The sequence below is a fragment of the Flavobacterium sp. N1736 genome (assembly GCF_025947065.1).
Lineage (GTDB): Bacteria > Bacteroidota > Bacteroidia > Flavobacteriales > Flavobacteriaceae > Flavobacterium.
In genome coordinates this window covers 2,576,100-2,600,365 of sequence record NZ_CP109994.1, presented here as the reverse complement: position 1 = coordinate 2,600,365, position 24,266 = coordinate 2,576,100, and the positions used below count along the sequence as shown (strand labels likewise).

Annotated in this window: 24 protein-coding genes; 11 read left to right on the top strand and 13 right to left on the bottom strand. The window is 32.8% G+C overall.

Annotated features, from left to right (window positions below; genetic code table 11):
* Positions 1–155: 155 nt before the first annotated feature.
* The gene (locus OLM54_RS10790) at positions 156–2,525 is read right to left on the bottom strand and encodes a GAF domain-containing protein (RefSeq protein WP_264534654.1); all 2,370 of its coding nucleotides are present in this window, start codon (positions 2,523–2,525) and stop codon (positions 156–158) included.
* A 226-nt stretch (positions 2,526–2,751) separates the two neighbouring features.
* Here OLM54_RS10790 and OLM54_RS10785 point away from each other — a divergent pair, with 226 nt between their 5' ends.
* Positions 2,752–3,504 (top strand): glucose 1-dehydrogenase, encoded by a 753-nt coding sequence (locus OLM54_RS10785; RefSeq protein WP_264534653.1) that lies wholly within the window; start codon positions 2,752–2,754, stop codon positions 3,502–3,504.
* 72 nt (positions 3,505–3,576) lie between these two features.
* Positions 3,577–4,158, top strand: a complete 582-nt coding sequence (locus OLM54_RS10780; RefSeq protein ID WP_264534652.1) for a TetR/AcrR family transcriptional regulator — start codon at positions 3,577–3,579, stop codon at positions 4,156–4,158.
* Positions 4,159–4,243: 85 nt separating this feature from the next.
* Here OLM54_RS10780 and OLM54_RS10775 read toward each other — a convergent pair whose 3' ends face one another.
* The 8 genes from OLM54_RS10775 to OLM54_RS10740 form a co-directional block, all read right to left on the bottom strand.
* Positions 4,244–5,302: a nucleoid-associated protein gene (locus tag OLM54_RS10775; protein WP_264534651.1), complete on the bottom strand. Its 1,059-nt coding sequence runs from the start codon at positions 5,300–5,302 to the stop codon at positions 4,244–4,246.
* A 157-nt stretch (positions 5,303–5,459) separates the two neighbouring features.
* Positions 5,460–5,819, bottom strand: coding sequence for a four helix bundle protein (locus OLM54_RS10770; protein ID WP_264534650.1), 360 nt, complete (start codon positions 5,817–5,819; stop codon positions 5,460–5,462).
* Positions 5,820–5,910: 91 nt separating this feature from the next.
* Entirely contained in the window at positions 5,911–6,450 is a 540-nt protein-coding gene (locus OLM54_RS10765; RefSeq protein WP_264534649.1) for a plasmid pRiA4b ORF-3 family protein, read from the bottom strand.
* A gap of 211 nt (positions 6,451–6,661) precedes the next feature.
* Entirely contained in the window at positions 6,662–7,261 is a 600-nt protein-coding gene (locus OLM54_RS10760) for an HPP family protein (RefSeq protein ID WP_264534648.1), read from the bottom strand.
* Between the two features lie 92 nt (positions 7,262–7,353).
* Positions 7,354–8,634 carry a chloride channel protein gene (locus OLM54_RS10755; RefSeq protein WP_264534647.1) on the bottom strand — a complete coding sequence of 427 codons (1,281 nt, stop codon included), beginning with the start codon at positions 8,632–8,634 and terminating at the stop codon, positions 7,354–7,356.
* Positions 8,635–8,983: 349 nt separating this feature from the next.
* On the bottom strand, positions 8,984–9,373 hold the full coding sequence (locus OLM54_RS10750; protein WP_264534646.1) for a VOC family protein: 390 nt from the start codon (positions 9,371–9,373) through the stop codon (positions 8,984–8,986).
* The gene (locus tag OLM54_RS10745; RefSeq protein ID WP_264538558.1) at positions 9,373–9,948 is read right to left on the bottom strand and encodes a sugar O-acetyltransferase; all 576 of its coding nucleotides are present in this window, start codon (positions 9,946–9,948) and stop codon (positions 9,373–9,375) included. The genes OLM54_RS10750 and OLM54_RS10745 overlap by 1 nt, the downstream gene beginning before the upstream one ends.
* 8 nt (positions 9,949–9,956) lie before the next feature.
* Entirely contained in the window at positions 9,957–10,415 is a 459-nt protein-coding gene (locus OLM54_RS10740; protein ID WP_264534645.1) for a DinB family protein, read from the bottom strand.
* Between the two features lie 140 nt (positions 10,416–10,555).
* Here OLM54_RS10740 and OLM54_RS10735 point away from each other — a divergent pair, with 140 nt between their 5' ends.
* The 8 genes from OLM54_RS10735 (at position 10,556) to OLM54_RS10700 (ending at position 17,400) form a co-directional block, all read left to right on the top strand.
* A complete protein-coding gene (locus tag OLM54_RS10735; RefSeq protein ID WP_264534644.1) occupies positions 10,556–12,715 on the top strand; it encodes a TonB-dependent receptor in 2,160 nt (719 codons plus the stop codon).
* 426 nt (positions 12,716–13,141) lie between these two features.
* Positions 13,142–13,549, top strand: a complete 408-nt coding sequence (locus OLM54_RS10730; RefSeq protein WP_264534643.1) for a DUF2141 domain-containing protein — start codon at positions 13,142–13,144, stop codon at positions 13,547–13,549.
* Between the two features lie 46 nt (positions 13,550–13,595).
* A complete protein-coding gene (locus tag OLM54_RS10725) occupies positions 13,596–14,219 on the top strand; it encodes a hypothetical protein (RefSeq protein ID WP_264534642.1) in 624 nt (207 codons plus the stop codon).
* 20 nt (positions 14,220–14,239) lie between these two features.
* Positions 14,240–15,577 carry a 2TM domain-containing protein gene (locus tag OLM54_RS10720; protein WP_264534641.1) on the top strand — a complete coding sequence of 446 codons (1,338 nt, stop codon included), beginning with the start codon at positions 14,240–14,242 and terminating at the stop codon, positions 15,575–15,577.
* Between the two features lie 2 nt (positions 15,578–15,579).
* The gene (locus tag OLM54_RS10715) at positions 15,580–15,906 is read left to right on the top strand and encodes a 2TM domain-containing protein (protein ID WP_264534640.1); all 327 of its coding nucleotides are present in this window, start codon (positions 15,580–15,582) and stop codon (positions 15,904–15,906) included.
* Positions 15,897–16,214, top strand: a complete 318-nt coding sequence (locus tag OLM54_RS10710; RefSeq protein ID WP_264534639.1) for a 2TM domain-containing protein — start codon at positions 15,897–15,899, stop codon at positions 16,212–16,214. Before OLM54_RS10715 ends, OLM54_RS10710 begins: the two co-directional genes overlap by 10 nt.
* A 15-nt stretch (positions 16,215–16,229) precedes the next feature.
* The gene (locus OLM54_RS10705) at positions 16,230–16,595 is read left to right on the top strand and encodes a 2TM domain-containing protein (protein ID WP_264534638.1); all 366 of its coding nucleotides are present in this window, start codon (positions 16,230–16,232) and stop codon (positions 16,593–16,595) included.
* A 37-nt stretch (positions 16,596–16,632) separates the two neighbouring features.
* The gene (locus OLM54_RS10700; RefSeq protein ID WP_264534637.1) at positions 16,633–17,400 is read left to right on the top strand and encodes a LytR/AlgR family response regulator transcription factor; all 768 of its coding nucleotides are present in this window, start codon (positions 16,633–16,635) and stop codon (positions 17,398–17,400) included.
* Between the two features lie 39 nt (positions 17,401–17,439).
* On the opposite strand, the gene OLM54_RS10695 is transcribed toward OLM54_RS10700, so the two are convergent.
* Positions 17,440–18,465 (bottom strand): COX15/CtaA family protein, encoded by a 1,026-nt coding sequence (locus tag OLM54_RS10695; RefSeq protein WP_264534636.1) that lies wholly within the window; start codon positions 18,463–18,465, stop codon positions 17,440–17,442.
* Between the two features lie 346 nt (positions 18,466–18,811).
* Positions 18,812–20,242 (bottom strand): CCA tRNA nucleotidyltransferase, encoded by a 1,431-nt coding sequence (locus OLM54_RS10690; RefSeq protein ID WP_264534635.1) that lies wholly within the window; start codon positions 20,240–20,242, stop codon positions 18,812–18,814.
* A 395-nt stretch (positions 20,243–20,637) separates the two neighbouring features.
* Here OLM54_RS10690 and yaaA point away from each other — a divergent pair, with 395 nt between their 5' ends.
* Positions 20,638–21,396: a peroxide stress protein YaaA gene (gene yaaA, locus OLM54_RS10685; RefSeq protein ID WP_264534634.1), complete on the top strand. Its 759-nt coding sequence runs from the start codon at positions 20,638–20,640 to the stop codon at positions 21,394–21,396.
* Between the two features lie 195 nt (positions 21,397–21,591).
* Here yaaA and OLM54_RS10680 read toward each other — a convergent pair whose 3' ends face one another.
* Positions 21,592–23,181, bottom strand: coding sequence for an MDR family MFS transporter (locus tag OLM54_RS10680; RefSeq protein ID WP_264534633.1), 1,590 nt, complete (start codon positions 23,179–23,181; stop codon positions 21,592–21,594).
* Positions 23,182–23,184: 3 nt separating this feature from the next.
* Positions 23,185–24,264, bottom strand: coding sequence for an HlyD family secretion protein (locus OLM54_RS10675; RefSeq protein ID WP_264534632.1), 1,080 nt, complete (start codon positions 24,262–24,264; stop codon positions 23,185–23,187).
* Positions 24,265–24,266 lie beyond the last annotated feature (2 nt).

The window sequence follows — 24,266 nt, the reverse complement described above, 5'->3', positions numbered from 1 at the left end:
GATTTAACACATAGAAACATAGGTTTTGTTTCTGTAAAAAAAATGCAAAAAAGAAACAAGTTTCTAACACATAGCCTCTGTGTGTTTAAATAAGTGAAACGCCTTTAGAAGTTTCAAAAGCTATGTTTCTATGTGTTAATTAAAAGCTCAACTATTTAGTTGAGCTCATCTAATAAATCCTGATATGTTATTTTTTTAATAGCTGAATTACTTACGTTATTAATCACTTTAACACGAATTGCTCTTAAACCTGAAACGCCCTGAAGATCTTCAACTTCAAATTGTTCGATCGAAGGCTCCAGAATCTTTTTGTGCTGTAGATATTTGATATATTTCAAATACTCAGTTTCCTCATTGTTCTGAGAATAGACAATTGTAATTTTTTCTTTCTCAGTAATTCGTTCCTTTGTTCCCTTGATATTTGCCTTGTCAATACGTTTTTTTACCACTTCATATCTTGCATTATAAGTTCCGTCAACATCAAAACGTTTTTCATCCATTCTAAAACGAATAGAAAGCGGTGCGCTAAACACCAAAATCAACGAAGTTACATCAAGCTCATAAGGCAAAGATTCTTTAAGCTGGTGATGTTCTAATTCCATTTCGCACAAAGTTTGCAACTGCCACAAACGCAAGTTGTGCAAATACATAATATCAAAAGGTTTTGTTGGCGAAATTGAAGCACCAATATATAAATTGTGCTCAACACCATCCGTTTTAAAACGCTCATAATAATGCGGATAAATTTGCTGCGCCTCAAGCTGTTTTTTGTCCAGAACAGTAGCCAGCCTTTTATTTATAATAGACATTGCATTATCAAACTTCTTTCTTTCCTGATAAAACATGCCTGTTTTTTCATCAAGACTTTCAAAATATAATTCTTCCAGCTTTTGATTTTTTGCCGTGTCCTTTGTGTTTTTTAAAATAGGATGAATTTCTTCTTCAATATAACGCTGAATATGCTGTTCAGTATCTGCCTTTAGCGGATTTTCTAACTCAGCGCGCATCGATTCCAACTCAAATTTTCGCTGCTCAAGAAGTACCAAATTACTATTTGGTTTCTGATTTTCAAAAATTTCCAAAATCGTGGTCAATTGATTTTTTAAATCCCTTTTTACCGTTTCATTTCTATGCTCAGACGAACCTTTAATATCGATTTGTCCGTATAAAGGGAATACATTTTTAAAAACAATTTCCTTAAAAATATAATCTTTTGTATGATTCGTATTTTGGAAATAATTTTGAGACTCTTTTCTAAATTTCCAATACACACTTGGGTGAATCGTGGTATACTCACGTTGAATAATTGCCTCGATCTGATGTTGCATATCCGTATTATAACGATCAATTGTATCCGTTAAATAAGGTAAAACCAGTTCAAGTTTAGTAGCGTTTATACTATTTAAATCACGTGCATTTTCTGAAACCAGTTCTACAACACCCAATAAATGACCATCTTTAATAACAGGCGCAAAAACACAACTTTGAATACCTTGTCTCAATAAATGTTCGCCAAGCGTTTTATTAGTCGATTCTTCAATAAATTTCTTCACATTAGAAATGACCAAAGGCTCTTTTTTATCTAATAAATTCTCAAAAGAACATCCAAAAAAAGCATTCTTGCAATCCACTTCCTGATCTGAAGAAAGTAAAAAACTCTGCAGCTGATTATCAAACTTAATAGGTCTGATGAATTTTTCTTCTTCAGGATTATAAATAATAAAACCAACTTTTAAGTGCGGAACCTTAAATATAGATTTAAAAATATTTTCTATAATATCATTTGATGCAACCGTTTTTGTGTCCGGTTTCAGTAAATTACTTTTTAAGTTTGATATCGCACTTTCAGTTGTAGCGTCAAATAAAGAAACAATTCCAAAACCTTTTAAAATCCAGCTTCCTTTTGGGAATTTTGATTTCCAGAGTTCGATATCGCTATAATTATCCATTAACAAATCGATATCGTCCTGAGTTAAGTGTATGGCATTTTCTGTTGGAATAATCTCCATAAAATCTCCATTATACAAAATTCGGTAATGTTTTTCTACGCCGTCTTCATCCGGAATATCATAAAAAAACGGTTTATTAAAGTCAATTTTCTGCTTATAATAAATACCTAAAATCAAACAGCAGTTATTAATATAGAATTGGTGATCATCGAAATCACGAATTTCCATATAAAATTCGTCGCCTGCGTTGCGTAAAATTTTCTTAAAACGTTCTGTATAATTAAATGAAACATTTTGAAACGGAACCGTAACAGCTTTTATTTCGTTATTGGTAAGAGCCGTTGGAAATAAATCTGCCAGTATATTTTTAATTAAAGCTTCGTTGTCTTTTATAATAGAATATTCCGTAATTCCGGTTCTTAATTCAGGAATAAGTGCTATTTCTTGTAGTATTGCCTTGGCATAATTAGAACGATAATCAACATTTGATAAAGCTATTTCTTCAAAAGACTCTATTAATTTATGAAATGAGATTATAGTTTGGAAAGGACTTTCTTTATATAAATGAATATCCATGTGGGTTTTATTTAGGCTACAAAATTAAGCAAATATTAAGAATCAACACTAATTTATTATCTATTTCATTTATACTTCTATAAATTTTAACTGCTGATAATCAGCGTTTTTAGCGATGTTAATTATTTTAACTAAAAATTAACATTAATAATAACGGAACGATCGTTCCGTTATTATATCTTTGTAACATAATAATTGAATAATCAATAATTTAAAGCAAATAAAAATGAAAAATTTAGAAAACAAAGTAGCTATTGTAACTGGTGGAAATAGCGGAATTGGGTACGCAACTGCTGCTGAATTAATAGCAAAAGGTGCAAAAGTAATTATAACAGGAAGAAATAAAGAAGCTGTGACAAAAACCGAAAAGGAATTGAATGTAACCGGAATTGTTTCAGATCAATCTGATTTAAAATCAATTGACAGTTTGGTTGAACAAGTAAAAGCACAATTTGGAAAAGTGGATATCTTATTCTTAAACGCCGGAATTGCTTCATTTGCTCCCGTAGAATCAGCTTCAGAAGAGCATTACGACAGTATTATGAATGTAAATGTAAAAGGAGTTTATTTTACAGTTCAAAAAGTATTGCCAATTTTAAATGACGGAGGTTCAATCATATTTAATACTTCAATTAACGCACATGTTGGTATGCCAAACTCTAGTGTTTATGCATCAAGTAAAGCAGCCGTTTTATCTTTAAACAAAGTTTTTGCAACAGAATTAGCACCAAGAAAAATCAGAGTAAACGCCGTTTCTCCTGGTCCTGTTGAAACTCCGCTTTACGGAAAATTAGGTTTAGAGAAAGCAGAAGTAGATGGTTTTGGAGCAGTTTTGGCTGACAAAATCTTATTGAAACGTTTTGGACAAGCTTCTGAAATTGCTAAAACAGTTGGATTCCTTGCTTCAGATGATGCTTCGTTTATTACAGGAACAGAAATTGTTGTTGATGGCGGACTTACTGTAAATGCAGTAGTATAATTTTTTTCTTTAATTCAGGAACGATTGTTCCGTATTTTTGTATCTTTGTAGAACATTTCAATTTAGGAAATCATGGCTAGAACAAAAGAATTTAATGAAGATCAGGCTTTAGATAAAGCGATAGAAATTTTTTGGCACAAAGGTTACAACGGAACTTCGGCACAGGATTTAGTAACGCATTTAGGCTTGAGCCGATCCAGTTTGTATGATACTTTTGGAGACAAACAGAAGCTGTTTTCCCAATCTTTGCAGCGCTATCAAAAACAATCGGAAAATCAGGTAATCAAACTCTTAGACGAATCTGAAAACATAAAAGAAACACTGCATGATCTTTTTAAACAAGCCGTTATAGAAAGTTTGGAAGACAGGATTACGAAAGGCTGTTTTATGGTGAATTCTTCTGTAGAACTTGCAATGCATGATGAAGAGATTGCAAAGATTGTAAAAAACAACACTCAGGTTATGCAAGATGTTTTTACAAAAGCGGTTCAAAAAGGACAAGACGCAGGACATATTTCAAAAACTGCCGATGCACGAGTATTAGCCCGATTTATTTTTAATAATTATTCAGGAATTCGTGTTTTGGCGAGAACCGGTGAAAGAGACAAACAAGTTTACGATGATATTATAAAAGCGATGTTTTCTATTTTATAAAGGAAACAGCTGAAATTAAAAAACGGCAATTACATTTGTAATTGCCGTTTTTTGTTTAAGTAAGTAATAGAAAATGAATAAACTACTAGCTTTTTTCTTCTTTATTGAAATAAACTAAATAGTAATACATTTGTTTTTCTTCATCCCAGCCTTTTTCAACAAATTTTTCCGCGCTTTCAGGGTTGATAAAATCCATTTTAATCTGAATATGAGTATCCAGGTTAATTACGTTTTTAATCGATTTTCTGGCGTCAGAAACTGCTGCGTTCGCAATTGGGAATGAGGTTACATCTTCGATGCTGTATTTTTCTCCTTTATCAACCTTATAGTTTTTGAATTCAGGAATTAAGTCCGGATTGTCTAATACTTCATTTAAGAAATTTTGTTCTTCAAACTGGTCATTTTTAGCGAAATAATTCACAGAACGGTTCATAAACATCACTTCTTCTTTTTTGTCTTCTGCCGGTAAAACAACATCTTTTGCGAAGCTTTGACAGAATTTCAAGTATTTTTTTGTGATGAAGTTTTCATCTTCAAAAGCATCAACAGATAAAAAGTGCTCCAACCAATAACGCGCATCATAACGGTTACTGTCTACAGTTAGAATTTTATATCCTTCGTCTTTTTTATAATTAAAAATCAAACAGCCTTTGTCAAGTTTACTAAGGTTGATTCCTTGCTGTAAAATCATTTCAAGATTACTGTCTTTTTCCTCAAATTGCAAAAAGTCTGCTTGCAGCTCACTTTTAAAAATTCCGATAGCGTCAACAACATTATTGTCAATACTCAAATTTGTTAAATAAGTAACATAAACCTCTCCGTTTTTAATATGCGGATGATTGGACTGCTCGAATAAATGCGTTGTGATTTTTTTCGAAATCTCCTGTAAATTAGCCGGATTATTAAAAATCTCCGTAGCATATTTAAACATGTCGTTATAATCCAAATCGACTTCGTGCGCAAACTGATAATAGTTTTCTTCTTTCTCTCTAAAAGGCTTAAAAAAGTACTCTTTTATCAAAGGCACAATTTCGTCATTTAAGTTAAAAGGCTGTTCCGATAAAAAAATGGCTTCGTTTCGGCTCTTGTTTCCCACGCGGTGTATCGCAAGCGTCTCGATGTGTGTGTTGAATAAGTTGATCATATTTATTTAGGTACTGAGATTCTAAGTTGCTAAGGTTCTAAGTTTTTTAGTTTCTATTTTTTAATTTCTTAATAAATGAAACCAGCATTCTTTCTACTTCGCGACTATTCTCATGTTTTGAGTTACTGAGATTCTAAGTCTCTAAGATTCTAAGTTTTTAATTATTGTCTTTCAATTTTCTAATTAATGACGCTAACATTCTTTCAATCTCTCGACTGTCCTCATATAAATTGTTAAATTCTTCTTCGTTTATGTAAATTATATTTTTTGCAATTTCAAGTTGAGTCTGCATTTCAAATATTGAACCAAGTGAAATGTATAAAAATCGCAAAAAATCTTTATTGCTTCCTCTGCCTGATCCTTCTGCAATATTACTTGGAATTGAAACTGAACTTCGGCGTATTTGTGAGGTTAATCCAAAGATTTCTTCTTTCGGAAACGTTTTTGTTGCTTTGTAAATTTTAGTAACGAGGGAAATTGATTTCTGCCAAACTAAGATTTTTTTAAAATGACTCATTATCTTATTTTTAAATTATTTATAAAAATAAGAAAAATCTTTCAGTTTAAAAACTTAGAATCTTAGTATCTCAGAATCTTAGCAACTTAGACTAATTCCAATTCTCCTCAAACCCATAATCTTCAAAGCTGTCATCGCCTTCAAACATATCAAGATCGTCTTCGTCGAGATCATCTTCAAATTCTCCGTAGATATCGTCGTGCATATCTGCTTCAAAGTTTTTTTCGATGGCTTCGTCCGGCATTTCACCGTGAGAAAATAAAGTTTCAGGATACGGAACTCCGGCAATTTGATCTTCAATAGCAGCCAACTCCACTAAGAAAGTCCACATATTGATGAAATCATATACGTAGATTATTTTAGTATTTTGTTCATCTAATAGATCAGATAATTTATAATCGCCCATAGTTCGTTGTTCGCCGGGAACGTCGCCGGTATCAAAGAGTGCAATTTCATCTTCCTGATTCCAAGTTTCATCGCAAGTATAAAACGAAGCTACTTCCATTCCGTCAAAACCAAAAGCGTTGAAGATCGCATTGTGTAAATCCTCAAGCGTATCGTCTTCAAGAATTGCAATGTCTCTAAAAATGTCTTCTTCGGCGTCTAGAATTACTCTAAATTTATAAACCATAATCTTTGTTTTTTTGAAAAGTCAAAGGTAAAATATAAAAAACGAAATCCGAATTACGAATTGCGATTTGTTGAAAAGATTTTTTTTAAAAAAGTTTTATCCGGTTTGTCATTGCGAGGAAAGAAGCAACCGCATTTATAAAGTCAAGCTTTGTGTAATTGTTAGTGAGATTGCTTCGTTCCTCGCAATGACAAACGAAACGCTGATTATTTTACTTCCCAACCAGTCTTTTTCTAATTTTATGATAACGTTTGTGGTAAGAACTATGACTTGGATAACTTCTGCCGGAAGTCATATTATTAAAAACCAAAGCCGTTAAAAGTAAAATCAAAACGCCCACTAATACCGGAGAAAAAACATATTGATACCCCAAAGCTTTTACTTTTTCAGAACCAATAACCGCAATAAGAGCCGTTGCGCCTCCTGGCGGATGTAGTGTTTTTGTAATTTGCATTAAAATAATGGCCAATGAAACGGCTAGGGGAGCAGAAATCCAGATAATATCCGGAGCCAGTTTTTGAACTGTTACACCAATAAAAGCAGAGATAACATGTCCGCCAACCAAATTTCGAGGCTGAGAAAACGGACTTTGAATAATTCCGTAAACCAAAACACTCGAAGCACCAAACGAACCAATTAAATAAACAGCATCATTTCCTGAAAAATGAATCGATTGCACATAAGCCAAAATTCCGATACCAACAAACGATCCTATAAAAGACCAAAAGTGTTCTTTAAAATCGATTAAAGTTTCTTTGTAAAGAATGTAGCGCGTTTTTCTGTAGCTTCTTTTTATTTTTTGAGTAGGCATTATGTGGTATTATTTTAATTATTTTCTGCCACAGATTTAAAGATTAATTATCTGTGACAACTTGTGTAATATTTTGAAGAAAAAATATTTTTTTACTTTATTAAACTTGGTGAATAGGAATAAACGGTAAAAGGATAAATCATTTTTGCAGTGTATTTTGAAATTAGGCAAACTACCAAAATCGGTAAAAATAAAGTGTAGTCATTTGTTAACCCGCAAACTAAAAATATTGCCGTAAAAGGCGCATGAATACTGGCGCTTAAAACAGCAGCCATTCCGATAATCATGAAATTAACGGGAATTACATTTATATGAAAAAATGTATTTAAAACAGATGCCAGTAACAATCCTAAAAAAGCACCAATAAAAAGACTCGGAGCAAAAACACCGCCGTCGCCTCCGGAAGCTAATGTTATAGAAGTTACAATAGGTTTTAAAAGCAGAATTCCGATGAAAGTAAAAGCTAAAGTTAGCGTTAGCGGAATTTCTGATGTATTAGCAAATATTCCTTTTATGGCATGATAACCTTCGCCATATAACTGTGGAAAAATAAAAAGAGAAATACTTAAAACCGTTGATCCAATTAATATTTTATAATAATGAGTTCCAATTTTTCCAAATTGAGATTTAAAAAACAAAACGCAGCGCGTTAAATAAACCGAATTTATTCCGGCTAAAATTCCTAAAAGTACAAAGTACGGAATCGCCCTTAAATGCCAGGTTGTAATGGCAACATTAAATAAAGGTTCTTCGTTTAAAATAGAAAGCAATCCAAAAGCAACTGAAACCGCAATTATATTTGAAATGATAAAAGCACGGGTTACTTTTCGCGAAATAACTTCGAGAGCAAATAAAATTCCGGCAATTGGAGAACTAAATAAAGCGGTAACTCCGGCTGCAACACCCGCACAAATTAATTCGGTTTTGTATTGGCGAAATACATTTTCTTTTTGCTGCGCTACAGAACCAATTGTCGCTGTTGCGACAACGGTTGAAACTTCGATTCCCGTTGAACCGCCAAAAATAACCGTAATTAATCCGTTGATAAAATGAGATGGAATTTTATAAGAAGGTAAGTTTTTTGATTTTGACTGTGTACTTTCAAATACTTCTTTGATTCCTTTATTTTCTTTTTTCTTAAAAAGATATTGACGTAAAAAATAAATTACAGACAATCCGAAAACGGGAAACAAAATATAAAAAAGTGGATTTACTGAAACTTCATGAAAGAAGATTTCTTCGTAATATTCAGTTATTTTTTTAAGTGAAATTCCTAAAAAAGCCGAAAGAAAACCGATTAAAATGGAGACAATAACTAATTTTCGGAACTTTATAAATTGATGATTTTTTTTGATTTGAGCCGTTTTGTTCATCAGAAGTAAATTTGTAGATCGCGTTTTTTTACGCGGATTACAAAATTAAGAATCAAATTCGGTTTTTTGTAGAAAAGAATCAATATAATGTGTTAAAACGCAATTAAAGAGGAAAATTCTCTCATTAAGTAATGATGTCGTATAAAGGGAAGTTTTTTTTACAATTATGATGAAACGCACTGTTTGTCTTTTCGACGAAGGAGAAATCACACTAGAAACTCGGTAAAGAAATGTCGACAATCTTTGTCGATCTACTAGTGTGATTTCTCCCTTTAGTCGAAATGACATAAAATGAGAAAACCTTTGTCTCTTTGAACCTTTGCAACTCTGAACCTCTGAATCTTAGTTCTTATCGCTCATAAAATTCAATTGGCAACAAATCTGGATCAGCAATAAACGTAAATCGCTTTTCGGTTGTTTCATCAATTCGAATAGGTTCTGATTCTATATTTTTCGAGTTTAAAAAATCGACTGTTTCATCTAAGTTGATAACTTCAAATGCCAAATGACGCAAACCAACAGCTTCAGGTCTTGAAGGACGTTGTGGCGGATTTGGGAATGAAAATAATTCGACAACATAAATACCGTTTAATGCCAAATCAAGTTTATAGGATTGGCGTTCTTCGCGATAAATTTCTCTAATAGTAGTCAGCCCTAAAACCTCGGTATAAAAAGTTTTAGATTTTTGATAATCAGAGCATAAAATGGCAATATGATGAACTTTATTTAAGGTAAGCATTATGAATTTGATTCAGGTTCCTGATTTAATTTTCTAATAATTTTCGCCGGATTTCCAACCGCTAATGAATTGTCCGGAATGTCTTTTGTTACTACAGATCCTGCGCCAATAACGCAGCCTTTTCCAATAGTTACGCCCGGACAAATTACAGCGTTTCCGCCAATCCAGCAATCGTCGCCAATAGAAACAGGCAAAGCGTTTTCGAGTGTTTTTCTTAATTCGGCGTCAAGCGGATGCGTTGCCGTATAAATTTGAACATTTGGTGCAAAAAACACATTCGATCCAATATTTACCGGCGCACAATCTAAAACAACGCAATTCACGTTAAAATAAACGTTGTCGCCACAAGTAATATTGTATCCGTAATCGCAATGAAACGGAGGTTCTATATAAAAACTCTTGCCTGAATTCGGAATTAATTCTGCTAAAATTTCCTTTGCTTTTTTTGTCAGGCGATATTCGATAACATTCAAGCGATGCAATAAAATTTTAGCCTTTCTGCGTTCTTTTACCAAAACAGGGTCTCCGGCAATGTAATATTCTCCGGCAATCATTTTTTCTTTTTCTGTCATTATAAAAGACTTTAAACCAATTTCTTCAAAATAACAATTTGTCCTAAATGATAAACGTCATGCTGAATAATTCCGTGAATATCTTCATAAAAATTATGATTGTTATTTGGATCTATTTTATCAAAACCGGCATCATCAAAATCACTCAAAAAGGCAGTCCATAATTCCTGAGATTTTGCAAGACTTTGCAGAGATTGTTCCCAGGCCGGTTCAGATGAATCTAAAATAGGTACAAAATAATTATGATCGGGCGTTGTAATTATTTCTCCCTGAACACGTCTTAAAATATTTCTTCTCCATTGAATTAAATGGTTGACAATTTCCCAAATTGTATTCAAATTAGGATTTGCTTTTTTGTAAGCCTGCGCTGCGGTAACATCTTTTAAAGTATCTGCTAATGTGACCTCAAGCCACGGATTTCCATTATAAATGGATTGGTATAAATTTGAAACTCTTTTACTTTCTGACATGATTAATAGTTTTTAAACGTGAAAGCTAAGATACGAATAAGTAATTTACAACTCATCCACAAAATTCTACAATTGGGTTATTTATTATTTTATACCTTCGATTGTTAAAATATATTTGCTTCATCAAAAACCAAGATGACATGAAAACCAATTTTACAATTATTTTATTATTACTTACGTCTTTTATTTTTGCTCAAAATACCATTTCAGGAAAAGTGGTTGATGATAAAGGAAAACCAGTTCCGGGAGCAAATGTTTATATCGACGGCACTTATGATGGTGCAACAAGTTCTGAAACGGGAGATTTTTCTTTTGAAACCACAGCCACAGGAAATCAATTTATAGTAGTAAGTTTTTTACTTTATGAAACATTCAAAAAAGAAATTGATGTTGCAAATTTTAAAGATCAAACGGTAAAACTAAGAGAAAACGTAAACGCGCTGGATGCCGTTGTTATTACTGCCGGAACATTAGAATCCGGCGATAAAGCAAGAGTTTCGGTTTTAAAACCTTTAGATATTGTAACGACTGCGGGTTCTGCCGGAAATATTGTTGCGGCTCTGCAAACATTGCCGGGAACGCAAACTGTTGGCGAAGACGGGCGTTTGTTTGTTCGTGGAGGTGAAGCCAGTGAAACTCAAACTTTTGTTGACGGACTTCGTGTAGCGCAGCCTTATGGCGCAACGACGAATAATTTACCAACCCGAAGCCGTTTTTCACCTTTCTTGTTTAGCGGAATTGCATTTTCTACCGGAGGTTATTCTGCAGAATACGGCGAAGCTTTATCAAGTGTTTTATTGTTGAATACGCAAGATGAACCAGACCAGAATAAAACAGATATTGCTTTAATGACTGTTGGTTTGGGAGTTGGAAATACTCAAAAATGGAAAAAAAGCTCTTTTAGTATCAATACCAATTATATCAATTTAGCGCCTTATCAGGCTGTGATTCCTCAAAATGTAGACTGGAATAATCCATATCAATCTTTGGGTGGTGAAGCCGTGTACCGTTATCATTTTGAAAGAGGAATTTTAAAATTATATGCTGCTTTCGATTCGGAGAAATTTGATTTAAATCAAAAAAATGTAAATTTTGTTGATCCTATAAGAACGGACTTAAATAATAATAATTTTTACTTAAATGGTTCTTACAAAGGTGATTTTGGAACAGGCTGGCAGCTTACATCCGGAATTAGTTACGGGTACAGCAAAAACAAAGTTAAGTATGATATTAACGATGTAGATTCTAATGAAAATGCAGCGCAGTTGAAATTAAAGCTGAGAAAAAATATTTCGAATTACTTTAAATTATCTTTTGGAGCTGATTATTTTATCACAAAATTCAATGAAAATTTCAAGGATAATATTTCTATTGATGTTGCAAACGGTTACGATTCAAATATTGCTGCTTTTTATACCGAAGGAGATATTTTATTCTCTAAAAATCTGGCTTTAAAAGTAGGAGCAAGGCTTTCGAACAATAGTTTATTAAATGAAACCAATATTGCGCCAAGAGCTTCTATTGCTTATAAAGTTTCTAAAACAAGTCAGTTTTCATTTGCTTACGGAGATTTTTCTCAAACACCGGTTGTCGATTATATCAAATATTCAAAATACCATCAGTTTGAGAGTGAAAAAGCGCAGCATTATATTTTAAACTATCAATTTACAAAACCGGGACAAACTTTTAGAGCCGAAGCATATTATAAAGATTACAGCAATTTAGTTCAATATGACACAAAAGATATTGCTTACAATTCGGTTTTCAATAATAATGGTTCAGGATATGCAAAAGGATTAGATTTATTTTGGAGAGACAGCAATTTGATCAAACATCTTGAATATTGGATTTCCTATTCTTATATCGATTCTGAAAGACAATACAAGAATTTTCCAACGATGGCAACTCCTAGTTTCATAGCAAATCACAGTTTATCAATTGTAACAAAATATTTTATTACAGATTGGAAATCGCAAATTGGGTTTACAAACAGTTATAGTTCAGGACGTCCGTATAATGATCCAAATCAAACACAATTCATGAACGGAAAAACAAAATCATATAATAGTTTGAGTTTTAACTGGGCGTATTTATTAACAACACAAAAAATCCTGTATTTCTCAGTTTCAAATGTGTTAGGATCACAAAACGTTTTTGGATATGATTATGCTAAAACCCCAGACGCAACCGGAATCTATAACAGACAAGCCGTAACGCCAACCGCAGACCGATTTTTCTTCGTTGGTTTCTTCTGGACAATTAGTGATAATAAAAATGAGAATCAGTTGAAGAATCTTTAAGAAGGAGGTTCAAAGGGGCAAAGGTTCAGAGTTGCAAAGGTTCAGAGTTGCAAAGGTTTGAAGGGACAGAGGTTTCTTAGCAAAAGATAAAATATTTTATAGATTATAAGATTCGAAGAATCTAGAAAACCTTTGAACCTTTGCCACTCTGAACCTTTGAACCTCAAAAAAACAATTCAGTCGCAAAAATCAACAACTCAGTATTATTTAATTTTAAAAGAATAAAAACCAGCATACTTTTGAAGTATAAAATTAGAAGGCACTAAGTTACTAAGATTCTAAGACACTAAGAAAAAACTTAGTCCCGAAGCCTCGGGATAGTTACTCAGAAACTTAGAATCTTAAAAAAAAGAGTTTTAATCATCAATCAACAAAACTTGAAACCTGAAACTTGAAACAAATAAAATAACCTTAAAAAACAAACTCATGACCAAAATTATTACAATGACAATGTTGTTTATCTGCAGTTTAATGTCTGCTCAAAATGTAAAACTAACCGTTTCTGTTTCAGGTTTAAAAACCAGTACAGGAATTGTGAAAGTAGGTTTGTACAACTCAGAAGGTACATTTTTGAAAACAGCATACAAAAGCCTTACTTCTGAAATTAAAGATGAAAAAGCAGTTGTAACATTTGACAATCTTCCGGCTGGTGAATATGCGATTTCAACGTATCACGATGAAAACAACAACGGAAAACTGGATAAAAACGCAATGGGAATTCCTTCTGAAGATTATGCAGCATCAAACAATGCTAAAGGATTTATGGGACCTCCTTCTTATAAAGATGCTAAATTTGTTATTGATAAAGATTCAAAAATTGAAATTGCCCTATAATATAGTAACTAACAAAAATTAAAATAACCATTAAAATTACTTAAAAATGAAAAAAATTATCACTTTGATCGCATTATTTGTAGTAGTAATAAGCTCTGCACAAACACAATTTGAACAAGGAATGGGAAAAGCCTTCGGACTTTGGAAAGAAGGAAAAAATACAGAAGCTTCGGCAATGTTTGAAAGAATTGCTTCGGCAGAGAAAACAAGCTGGCTTCCTAATTATTATGTGGCAATGGTAAACACGACTGCAGCATTTAGTGAAAAAGACCCAACTAAAATTGATTTGATGTTGACAAAAGCACAAGATGCAGTTGATGTTGAAATGATAAAAGACCAGAGTAATTCAGAATTATACGTTATTCAGGCTTTAATTTATACCGCTTATGTAGTTGCGGACCCAATGACAAATGCGCCTAAATATTCTTCTAAAATTATGGAAGCTTATGCAAAAGCAAAAACATTGAATCCAAATAATCCAAGAGCCGTTTTTGGTGAAGCTGATTACCAATTAGGAGGTGCAAAATGGACAGGTGTTGATACAAAACCATTATGTGCTCAGGTTGATAAAGCTGTTGAACTTTTTGGTACTTTTAAACCAGAAACTCCTTTTTCTCCAAAATGGGGATTAGAAAGAGCGCTGGAAACGCAAAAATCTTGTAAAAAATAAATTTAAAAAATAATAATAGAATGTCTTTAAAACCAAATTTGTTAAAAGCTTTTTTAATTGGCGGGATAGTTTTTGTTTTCTCCTTTTTAATTCGGTTTGCTTCGGTAGGAATTGAAGTTTTTAACAACCAATTATATATTTATTTTTTGTATTGCATGTTGTACAGCGTTGTTCTGTATGTGGTTAATGCATCTTTATTTGTGTATTTGGATAAGGTTTTTGAAGGAAACAGATTTTCGCCAAGAAGAATTTTAGTCGGGTTTATAAGTTCATTTTTTCTTTCGCTGTTCGTTATTCTAATACTTCGAATTTTTACGGAGGTTGTGATCGAAAGAAGACCGATAATAAGTTTTCTGGCAAATGAAAAAGCAGCAAATTATATAGAATCGTCTGTTACTACTTTTATCATTTTGTTGATATTCCACGCGTTGCATTTCTACAAAATATATCAGGAAAATAAAGTAACCCAGCAAAAAATTATTGCAGGAACAGCAAATGCAAAATTCGAAAGTTTAAAAAATCAGATAGATCCGCATTTTCTTTTTAATAGTTTGAATGTATTAAGTTCTTTGATCGAAGAAAATCCTGATAATGCACAACGGTTTACTACTTCTTTATCTAAAATATACCGCTACGTTTTAGAGCAAAAAGATAAAGAATTAGTTTCTGTTGAAGATGAATTGTCGTTTGCAAAAACCTACATGAATTTGCTTAAAATGCGTTTTGAGAATAGTTTGTTTTATGAATTGCCTACAACCAATATAAATCCCGATGCAAAAGTGGTTCCGTTATCGTTACAGCTTTTACTTGAAAATACGGTAAAACACAATGTTGTAAGTGAACAAAAACCGTTACATATCAGAATTTTTGTTGATGGGGAATATCTTGCGATTCAAAATGATTTTCAAAAGAAAGAAGTTTTGCAGGACAGGCAAGGGGTTGGTTTGCAAAATATTGTTAATCGTTACGGAATCATAACCAATAGAAAGGTTTTAATTGAACAAAACAAAGAAACTTTCACGGTTAAAATTCCAATTTTAACCAAACAAATTACAGTTATGGAAACAAGTGCAGATTATAATGATGAAAATAAAGCCTATTTCAGAGCTAAAAAAAGAGTTGAAGAATTAAAAGGTTTTTACGGAAATATAATTTCGTATTGTTGTGTAATTCCTTTTTTAGTTTTTATAAATTTGAGGTATTCTCCTGGATTTCAATGGTTTTGGTTTTCGGCTTTAGGTTGGGGATTCGGACTTGTAATGCACGCCTTTAAAGTTTTTGGCTACAGCTCTGACTGGGAAGAACGAAAAATCAGAGAGATTCTGGAAAAAGAGAATAACAAAAAAACATGGAAATAATCATGGAAACAAATGCTAGTAATGATCGTGAAAAGTTTGATATTCAAATAGCCAGCAAAAAAGTGATTAAACTAAAATCATTTTACATTCACACCATTGTTTACATTATCGGATTGGTTGCGTATGTTTTAAAAAATTATTATGGATTTCCGTTACACTTCTTTCCGTTCAATTTTTTAACGGGCTATATATTGATAATATGGACATGTGTTTATGTGATTTCTGCACTGGAGATATTAGTTTCTTTCAAAATTTTTGGTAAAGAATGGGAAGAACGCAAACTGAAAAATATTTTAGATAAAAAACAAAAAAAACAAAAATGGGAGTAATTATGGAAATGGATTTTAATGAAGACGACAAATACTATCTTGCAAGAAAGAAAGTAGAAAGTATAAAAGGATTTTACGCAAATCTTACCTCTTTTATTGGTGTTAATATCATTTTAATTTTTATTAATTTATATACATCACCAGATCATTTGTGGTTTTACTGGCCGCTAATGTGGTGGGGAATAGGCGTAATTTTTCACGGATTAAAGGTTTTTGAAGTATTTCCGGTTTTAGGAAAAGACTGGGAAGAAAGAAAAATTAAGGAATTTATGGAAAAAGAAAAAAAGAATGAAAACCAATGGAAATAATTTAATTTTAATATAATGGGAAGATTTAGAAGACGCATGTACGAAGAATATTCGCAAGAATTTTCAACAGATGAGCGCTTTAATGTAGCGTACAGAAAAGTAAAAAGAATAAGAGGATTTTATTCGCATTTAAGAATTTATATCATTATAAATATCCTAATAATTGTTGCCAGCGTAAATGACGACTTTTTCTCAAAAGGAATTCATGAAAATGGACTATTAGACTGGCAAACTTATTCGACAGCTTTGTTTTGGGGAATTGGTTTACTGGCTCACGGATTATCTGTTTTTGGAAGAGATATATTTTTTAGTGCCGATTGGGAGCAAAGAAAAATTGAGGAATATATGAAAAAGGAAGCTGCCAGTAATAAATGGGAATAATTGTAATTTTACTTTTTTAAACTTTGCTTTGTAATAAATGACAACATTAATAATAGAAGACGAAAAACCAGCTGCAAGGTTATTGCAACGAAAGTTAGAGAAACTTAACATTGCTGTAGAAACCATGCTGCATTCTGTAGAAGAATCTGTTCATTGGTTTAAAAATAATGAACATCCGGATTTGATTTTTTTGGATATTCAGCTGTCAGATGGTTTGTCGTTTGAAATTTTTGAAAAAATAGATATTAAAAGCGCCATTATTTTTACAACCGCTTATGATGAATATGCTCTAAAAGCGTTTAAACTCAACAGTATCGATTATCTTTTAAAACCTATTGACGAAGATGATTTGGATGTTGCGGTTAATAAATTCAAAGCTCGTTTGCCTAAAGCAGAATCAGGAACAAAAAACCTTCAGGTTGATTTTGAGCAAATACGCCAAATGTTGTCAAATCCTTTTGAGAAGAATTTTAAAAAGCGATTTACGGTTAAAATTGGTCAGCATTTAAAAGTCATTACAACAGATGAAATCGAATGTTTTTTTAGTGAAAACAAAGGAACCTATATTCATACATTCGACAATCGAAATTATCTGATCGATTCGACATTAGAAATTCTGGAACAGGATTTAGACATGAAAAACTTCTTTCGCGTAAGCAGAAAATTTATTATTCCACTTCCGGCAATCAAAGAAATTCAGGTTTACACCAATTCCAGATTGAAAGTAATTTTGCCAACTTATAAAGAAGATGAGGTTATTGTAAGCCGCGAAAAAGTGCAGGATTTTAAAAATTGGCTGGGATAAAATGAAAAAAAAAGATCCTTCATTTGAAGGATCTTTTTTTTATTTGCTCAATCTATGCAACGTAAAAGTCATTGCACTTAAAAGGAAAAATGCCATAATTTGATGAATTAATCCTAAAGCCAACGGAACGCTGTATAATAATGTAAATACACCAAGTAAAAATTGAATGAAAACAAAAACAACCAAAGTTTTGATTCCGTTGTTTTGTGTTCTGCTAAGAGAAAATTTCGTGCTTTTGTAATATAAAAACAGAATAAGAGCCACTACAACATAAGCAAAAGTTCTATGTACAAACTGAACGCCGCTTTTTCCTTCAATTAAATTCTTAACCAAAGTTGGCTGTTCAATAAAAACAGAATCATGTATAAATTGTCCGTCGCTCATTAATGGCCAGTGATTGTGAATTAATCCGGCATTTAATCCGGCAACAAAACCACCATAAATAATTTGAATCAATAAAGCCACCAAAGCAAATCGCGCGATATTTCGAAGCGGAATTACTTTCGTTATTGCTCTTTCCGGATAAATTAAATCCAGCGCCACCCACAAAGTATAAGCAAAAGTGATAAAAGCAAAAGTTAAGTGAAGCGAAAGTCTGAAATGGCTAACATCCGGATTGTCAATTAATCCGCTGCGAACCATAAACCAGCCCAGAAAACCCTGAAAAGCGCCCATTGCCAAAAGAACAATACATTTTTTTATGGTTTCGCGATCCAGTTTTTTTCTAATTAAAAAATAAACAAAAGGAACAAAGAAAACCAAGCCAATGATTCTGCCAATAAAGCGGTGAAACCATTCCCAGAAATAAATAAATTTATAATCTGAAAGTTGAAAATCATTATGGATATTGATTTTTTGATATTCAGGAAACTTCTTGTATTGTTCGAAGGCTTCATTCCATTTTGCATCCGTTAAAGGCGGGAAAGTATCCGTTACCAAATGCCAGTCGGTCATTGATAAACCTGAATTTGTTAAACGGGTAATTCCGCCAACAACAACCATTAAAAACAATAAAACACAACCTGATAGTAACCAAATGATTACTGATTTATTCTCTTTTTTCATTCTTTTCCAATTAATTCGATTTCATTTATTTTATGGATCTTTCTTGAATAAAAATTCAGGAAAAACATATTTGCTAAAACGCTGATAGGTAGCAGTATGGTGGCAAAAAACAACATATAAGTAATGTTTTCTTTAATTTTAATCTTCAATAAATCAGATATTATTTCTTTTAATATTGCCAAGGAAAGCAAAACTAAAAAAGATATTACAAGACTAATGAAGAAGAAAATTAATTGATGTCTAAAATGCCTTTTTTTAATTTTTTTAAGCTTTTTATAAAATAAATAGTTGGGTAATACAACTACTAATAAAAGTAAAATCCTAAAAATTGTAACTGAAAAATCCATTATTTTTTAGGCGTTAGATTTAACTTTGCAGCTCTTGTAATTATAAAATCGTAAGCAGCCTGATATTCATTTGGAATATCACCTTCTAGAATAGCTTCTTTTACGGCTTCTTTTAAAACTCCAATTTCGCGTGAAGGTTTCAAATCGAACATTTCCATAATTTCTTCTCCTGAAATTGGCGGTTGAAAATTACGAACATGATCGCGTTCTTCAACTTCAACAATTTTCTTGCGAACGATATCAAAGTTTTTATGATATTTTTTAAACTTAGCCGGATTTTTGGTTGTAATATCGGCTTCACACAACGTCATTAAATCTTCAACATCTTCTCCGGCATCAAAAACCAAACGGCGAACGGCGCTGTCTGTTACAATCTCCTGCGCCAAAACAATTGGACGGGAACTCATGATAACCATTTTTTGCACAAATTTCATTTTGTGATTCAACGGCATGTGTAAACGTTCGAATATTCTTTTAGCCATTTTTCCGCCCAGAAATTCATGACCGTGAAAAGTCCAGCCTTGTTTTTTGTTGAAACGTTTTGTTGGCGCTTTTCCAATATCATGCAATAAAGCCGACCATCGCAACCAAACATCATCTGTATTTGGACAAATATTATCGACAACTTCAAGCGTATGATAAAAGTTATTTTTATGGGTATGACCTTCAATTTCTTCTACCTGATTCAACGCCGTTAATTCAGGAAGAATAATATCTAAAAGTCCCGTTTGATATAAAAGTAAAAAACCAACAGAAGGTTTATCTGTCGAAAGAATTTTGTTCAATTCATCAACAATTCGTTCACCTGAAATAATCTTAATTCTTTCTGCATTTTTAGTAATTGCTTCAAGAGAATTTTTCTCGATTTCAAAACCCAACTGATTCGCAAAACGAATGGCACGAAGCATTCGCAAAGGATCGTCAGAATAGGTAATACTTGGATCTAAAGGCGTTTTGATTGTCTTATTTTCCAAATCTGCCAATCCGTTAAAAGGATCTGAAAGATCTCCGAAAGTTTTTTCGTTTAAGGATAAAGCCAAAGCATTGATGGTAAAATCACGACGGTTTTGGTCATCTTCCAGCGATCCGTTTTCAACAAGCGGATTTCTGCTGTCAAAATTATAAGATTCTTTTCGGGCGCCAACAAATTCAATATCAGTATCTTCAAAACGCAACATTGCTGTTCCGTACGTTTTAAAAACCTGTACTTTTGGTTTTTTGGGAAGTAATTCAGAAACTTTCAAAGCCAATTCTATTCCGCTGCCAACAGCAACAACATCAATGTCTTTTTTAGAACCTCGATTTAAAAGCAAATCTCTGACAAAACCGCCAATTACGTAACTGTCAACGTTTAGTTCCTGAGATGCTTTCGAAATGATTTCGAAGATTTTATGTTGTAAAGCTGTTTTGTAGTTTGTTTGTATAGCCACGAATTCAGTAATTTTAAATATTACATTTCTTTCTTGAAGAGAATGAAACGTGTGCAAATTTACAACATAGAAAATGCCTTTTATAATGTAAAGGGTACTTTTTTATAGAAATTCACAGTTTAGCGGCTAGAATTTTATCAAATTAAAAAGGGTTGCCACGAATTTCACGAATTGATTTTTTTTTAGCCACAGATTAAAGGATTAAAAGGATTAAAAAAATTTGTATAAATCTTTTAAATCTGTGACAAAAAATCTTCGCAAACGGTGTAAAAAAATTAGTGCTAATTCGTGCAATTCGTAAAAAAAAACATTTATAACGCTATCAAACAAATCAATTCGGATTGCTATTTTTTAGAAATTCAATTTGTATTTTTGAATTCTATAAAAACGCACAAATGAAAATTGTTATATCGCCGGCGAAATCTTTAAATTTCGAAAAAGAATTACCAACTACTCAATATACAGAACCATCTTTTTTAAAAGAAGCGCGTCAGGTTCATAAAGTTTTAAAACCTAAAAAGCCAGCTGAATTATCGGAATTAATGTCAATTTCAGATAAATTATCTGATTTAAACTGGGAAAGAAACCAGAAATGGAAAACACCTTTTTCACCTGAAAATGCACGACCTGCAGTTTATACTTTTGACGGAGATGTTTATACGGGTTTAGATGCTTATTCACTTCCGCTGGAAAAATTAGACGCACTTCAAAGTAAACTAAGAATTTTATCAGGTCTTTACGGAGTTTTAAAACCACTTGATTTAATGCAGGCTTACCGATTAGAAATGGGGACGAAATTGCCTGTTGGTGAATACAAAAATCTACATGAATTCTGGAAACCAACCGTTACGAAAGCTTTAAATAAAGAATTGACAAAAGGTGAATTATTTGTGAATTTAGCCAGTAATGAATACTTTTCTGCAGTTGATGTAAAAGCCTTAAAAGTTCCTGTGATCACACCGGATTTTAAAGATTACAAAGACGGAAAATTAAAAATGATCAGCTTCTTCGCAAAAAAGGCGAGAGGTATGATGGTGCGTTATATAATCGATACAAATGCCGAAACGATTGATGACTTAAAAGGTTTCGATTATGAAGGTTATCATTTTGATGCCAATCTTTCAAAAGGAAATCATTTGGTTTTTACAAGATAGGTTTTTTTTTTTGAAGGTTCAAAGTGGCAAAGGTTCAAAGGTTCTAAGGTTTTAAAGAGAGAGTCGGAGTCTCGGTTTATATTGTAGGTAGGGATTTCAATCCCTTCAAATAATGTCAAAAAATATAAAAATAAAAAAGCCGGGTTAAATTAATAGCCCGGCTTTTTCGTATTATAAATTATAAATCAATTATTATTAATGCATTGCATCAGCAGGATTAATCTTGTTTTTGCCTTTTTTAATAAAAAGGATAATTGGAATACAACATAAGAACATAATTCCTAAGTACATAAAAATGTCCATATATGACATTACAGTACTTTGTTTCATCACAGCAAAATCTAATGCCTGATATGCTTTTTTAAGAGCAACATCTGCACTATAGCCTTTAGACATAAAAGCTCTTTGCATTCCTGCAATACGTTGTTGTACATCGTATTTTGCAGGATCTAAATTGTTTATTAAATTTACTCGGTGTTCCTGACTAAAACGAGTGATAAAAGTGGTAATAATTGCAATACCAAACGAACCTCCTAATTGACGCATCATTCCGGTAAAAGCTGCTCCTTCCCCAATTTGTTTTCCTTTTAATGTTGAAAGCGAAAGTGTGGTAATAGGTACAAAAAGTAATCCAAGACCAATTCCTCTTAAAATCAAAGGCCAATACATATGCTCAACACCAGTGTCAGGCGTCATGCGAGTTTGCATCATAAAAGTAAAGAAGAAGAAAACTAAAAATCCAACTCCCACCATATAACCTTGCGGAACACCTTTCTGAATCATATTACCAACAAATGGCATCATGATGGCTGTTGTAATCGAACCCGGAATCAATAACATTCCGGCATCAGTTGCTGTCCATCCTAAAATAGATTGCGTGTAAATTGGAATAATTAAAGTAGAACCGTATAATCCGAAACCAAGAATAAAACACATTATAGTTCCAATTCTTAAATTTCCGTCCTTTAGAACACTTAGATTTACAATTGGGTGTTTGTACGTTAGCTCCCTCCAGATAAAAAGGATAAGTCCCATAACGGTTACAACACTTAATGTTACAATTAGCGAGTCATTAAACCAGTCATCTTGCTGACCGTGTTCTAACACGAATTGCAAAGATCCGATGAAAGAAGCCAATAGAAAAATTCCCCACCAGTCAACTTGATTTGCTTTTAATTTTTCTCCATATTTCGGACTTCTTACGAAAGTAAGAGCCAAAATAGTTGCAATAATTCCTAACGGAATATTGATATAAAATATATACGGCCATGAATAATTATCTACTAAATATCCTCCCAAAGGCGGACCTAAAGTTGGACCAACAATTACACCCATTCCGTATATTGCCTGTGCCATTCCACGTTTTGCAACCGGATAACTTTCGGTAATAATAGTTTGTGCTGTTACAAGCAGTGCTCCACCACCCATACCCTGTACAAACCTGAAAGCAACCAATTCCCAAATATTACTGGCGTTACCACACAAAAAGGAGCAGACTGTAAATATTATGATAGAAGCCACAAAATAATTACGTCTTCCAAATTGCTGCGATAGCCAGCTCGTCATTGGAATTACGATAACATTCGCAATTGCGTATGCTGTAATAACCCAAGCCACATCTGTCAAAGTAGCACCAAGGCTGCCTCGCATGTCTGTTAGCGCTACGTTTACAATCGTTGTATCAACAATTTCTAACAGTGCACAAAGTACTGCAGTAATCGTAATGATCACACGTCTATAACCGTATTCTACTAAATCGTCGTCTGCTTGTACTGCTGTTGCCATATTTTATTTTAAATGTACGTCTACGTCAACATTCATTCCCGGACGTAATAATTTTACTTTCTCAGGATCGTTTGATTCATCTAAACTAATTTTTACCGGTAATCTCTGAATTGTTTTAACAAAGTTTCCTGTAGCATTATCAGGAGGTAATAATGAAAAACGTGATCCTGTAGCCGGAGAAAATGACGTTACAATACCTTTAAACTCATAGTTAGGATAAGCATCAACTTTTAAGCTTACTTTTTGACCAACAACCATTTTGTTTAATTGTGTTTCTTTAAAGTTAGCCACAACCCAGGCTTCAGTATTATTGATGATATAAAATAAAGATTGTCCTGGCTGAACCAATTGTCCCGGTTGAATATCAACTTTAGAAACCTGACCGTCAATTGCTGCAGTAACAACAGTATAAGTAAGATTTAATTTGGCAACATCAAGCATAGTTCTCGCTTTTTTGATGTTTGCAGAAGCAACTTCCGTTTGTTTATCAGAAACTTTAGATTTCGATTGAATAACAGATTTCTGGAAAGAACTTGCTCTTTGTTGTTGTTCTAAAACACGAACTTGATTTTCGGCTTCGTCTTTTGCAGTCTGAGCCTGCTCAAATTGTTGTTTTGTAATTGTATGTGTTTTATACAAGTTATTGTAACGATTAAAATCGTTTGTAAGCTGTCTCAATCTAATTTTTGCACTTTCGATAGAACCGCCGGCAGATCTCATTTGAGCATCAGAAACGGAGATGCTTGCATATGCACTTCCAATATCTGCTTTTGCAGCTTCGTATTGACCTTCAGCACCTAATAAAGCAGCGTTGGCTTCATCGATTTTTAATTGATAATCTCTTTTATCGATAGTAAATAAAGTATCTCCTTTTTTTACAAAATCATTATCTTTTACATACACTTTGCTAATATATCCGGATACTCTCGGGATAATCGGATTCATTTTTTTCTCGATTTGAGCATCATCCGTTTCCTCGTGAGCCAATGAGTGCATATATTTTGTTATTCCGTAAGTTCCGCCCACTAAAACCAAAACGGTTAGTATAATGATGAATTTAGTATTTGTTTTTTTCTTTTCCATGA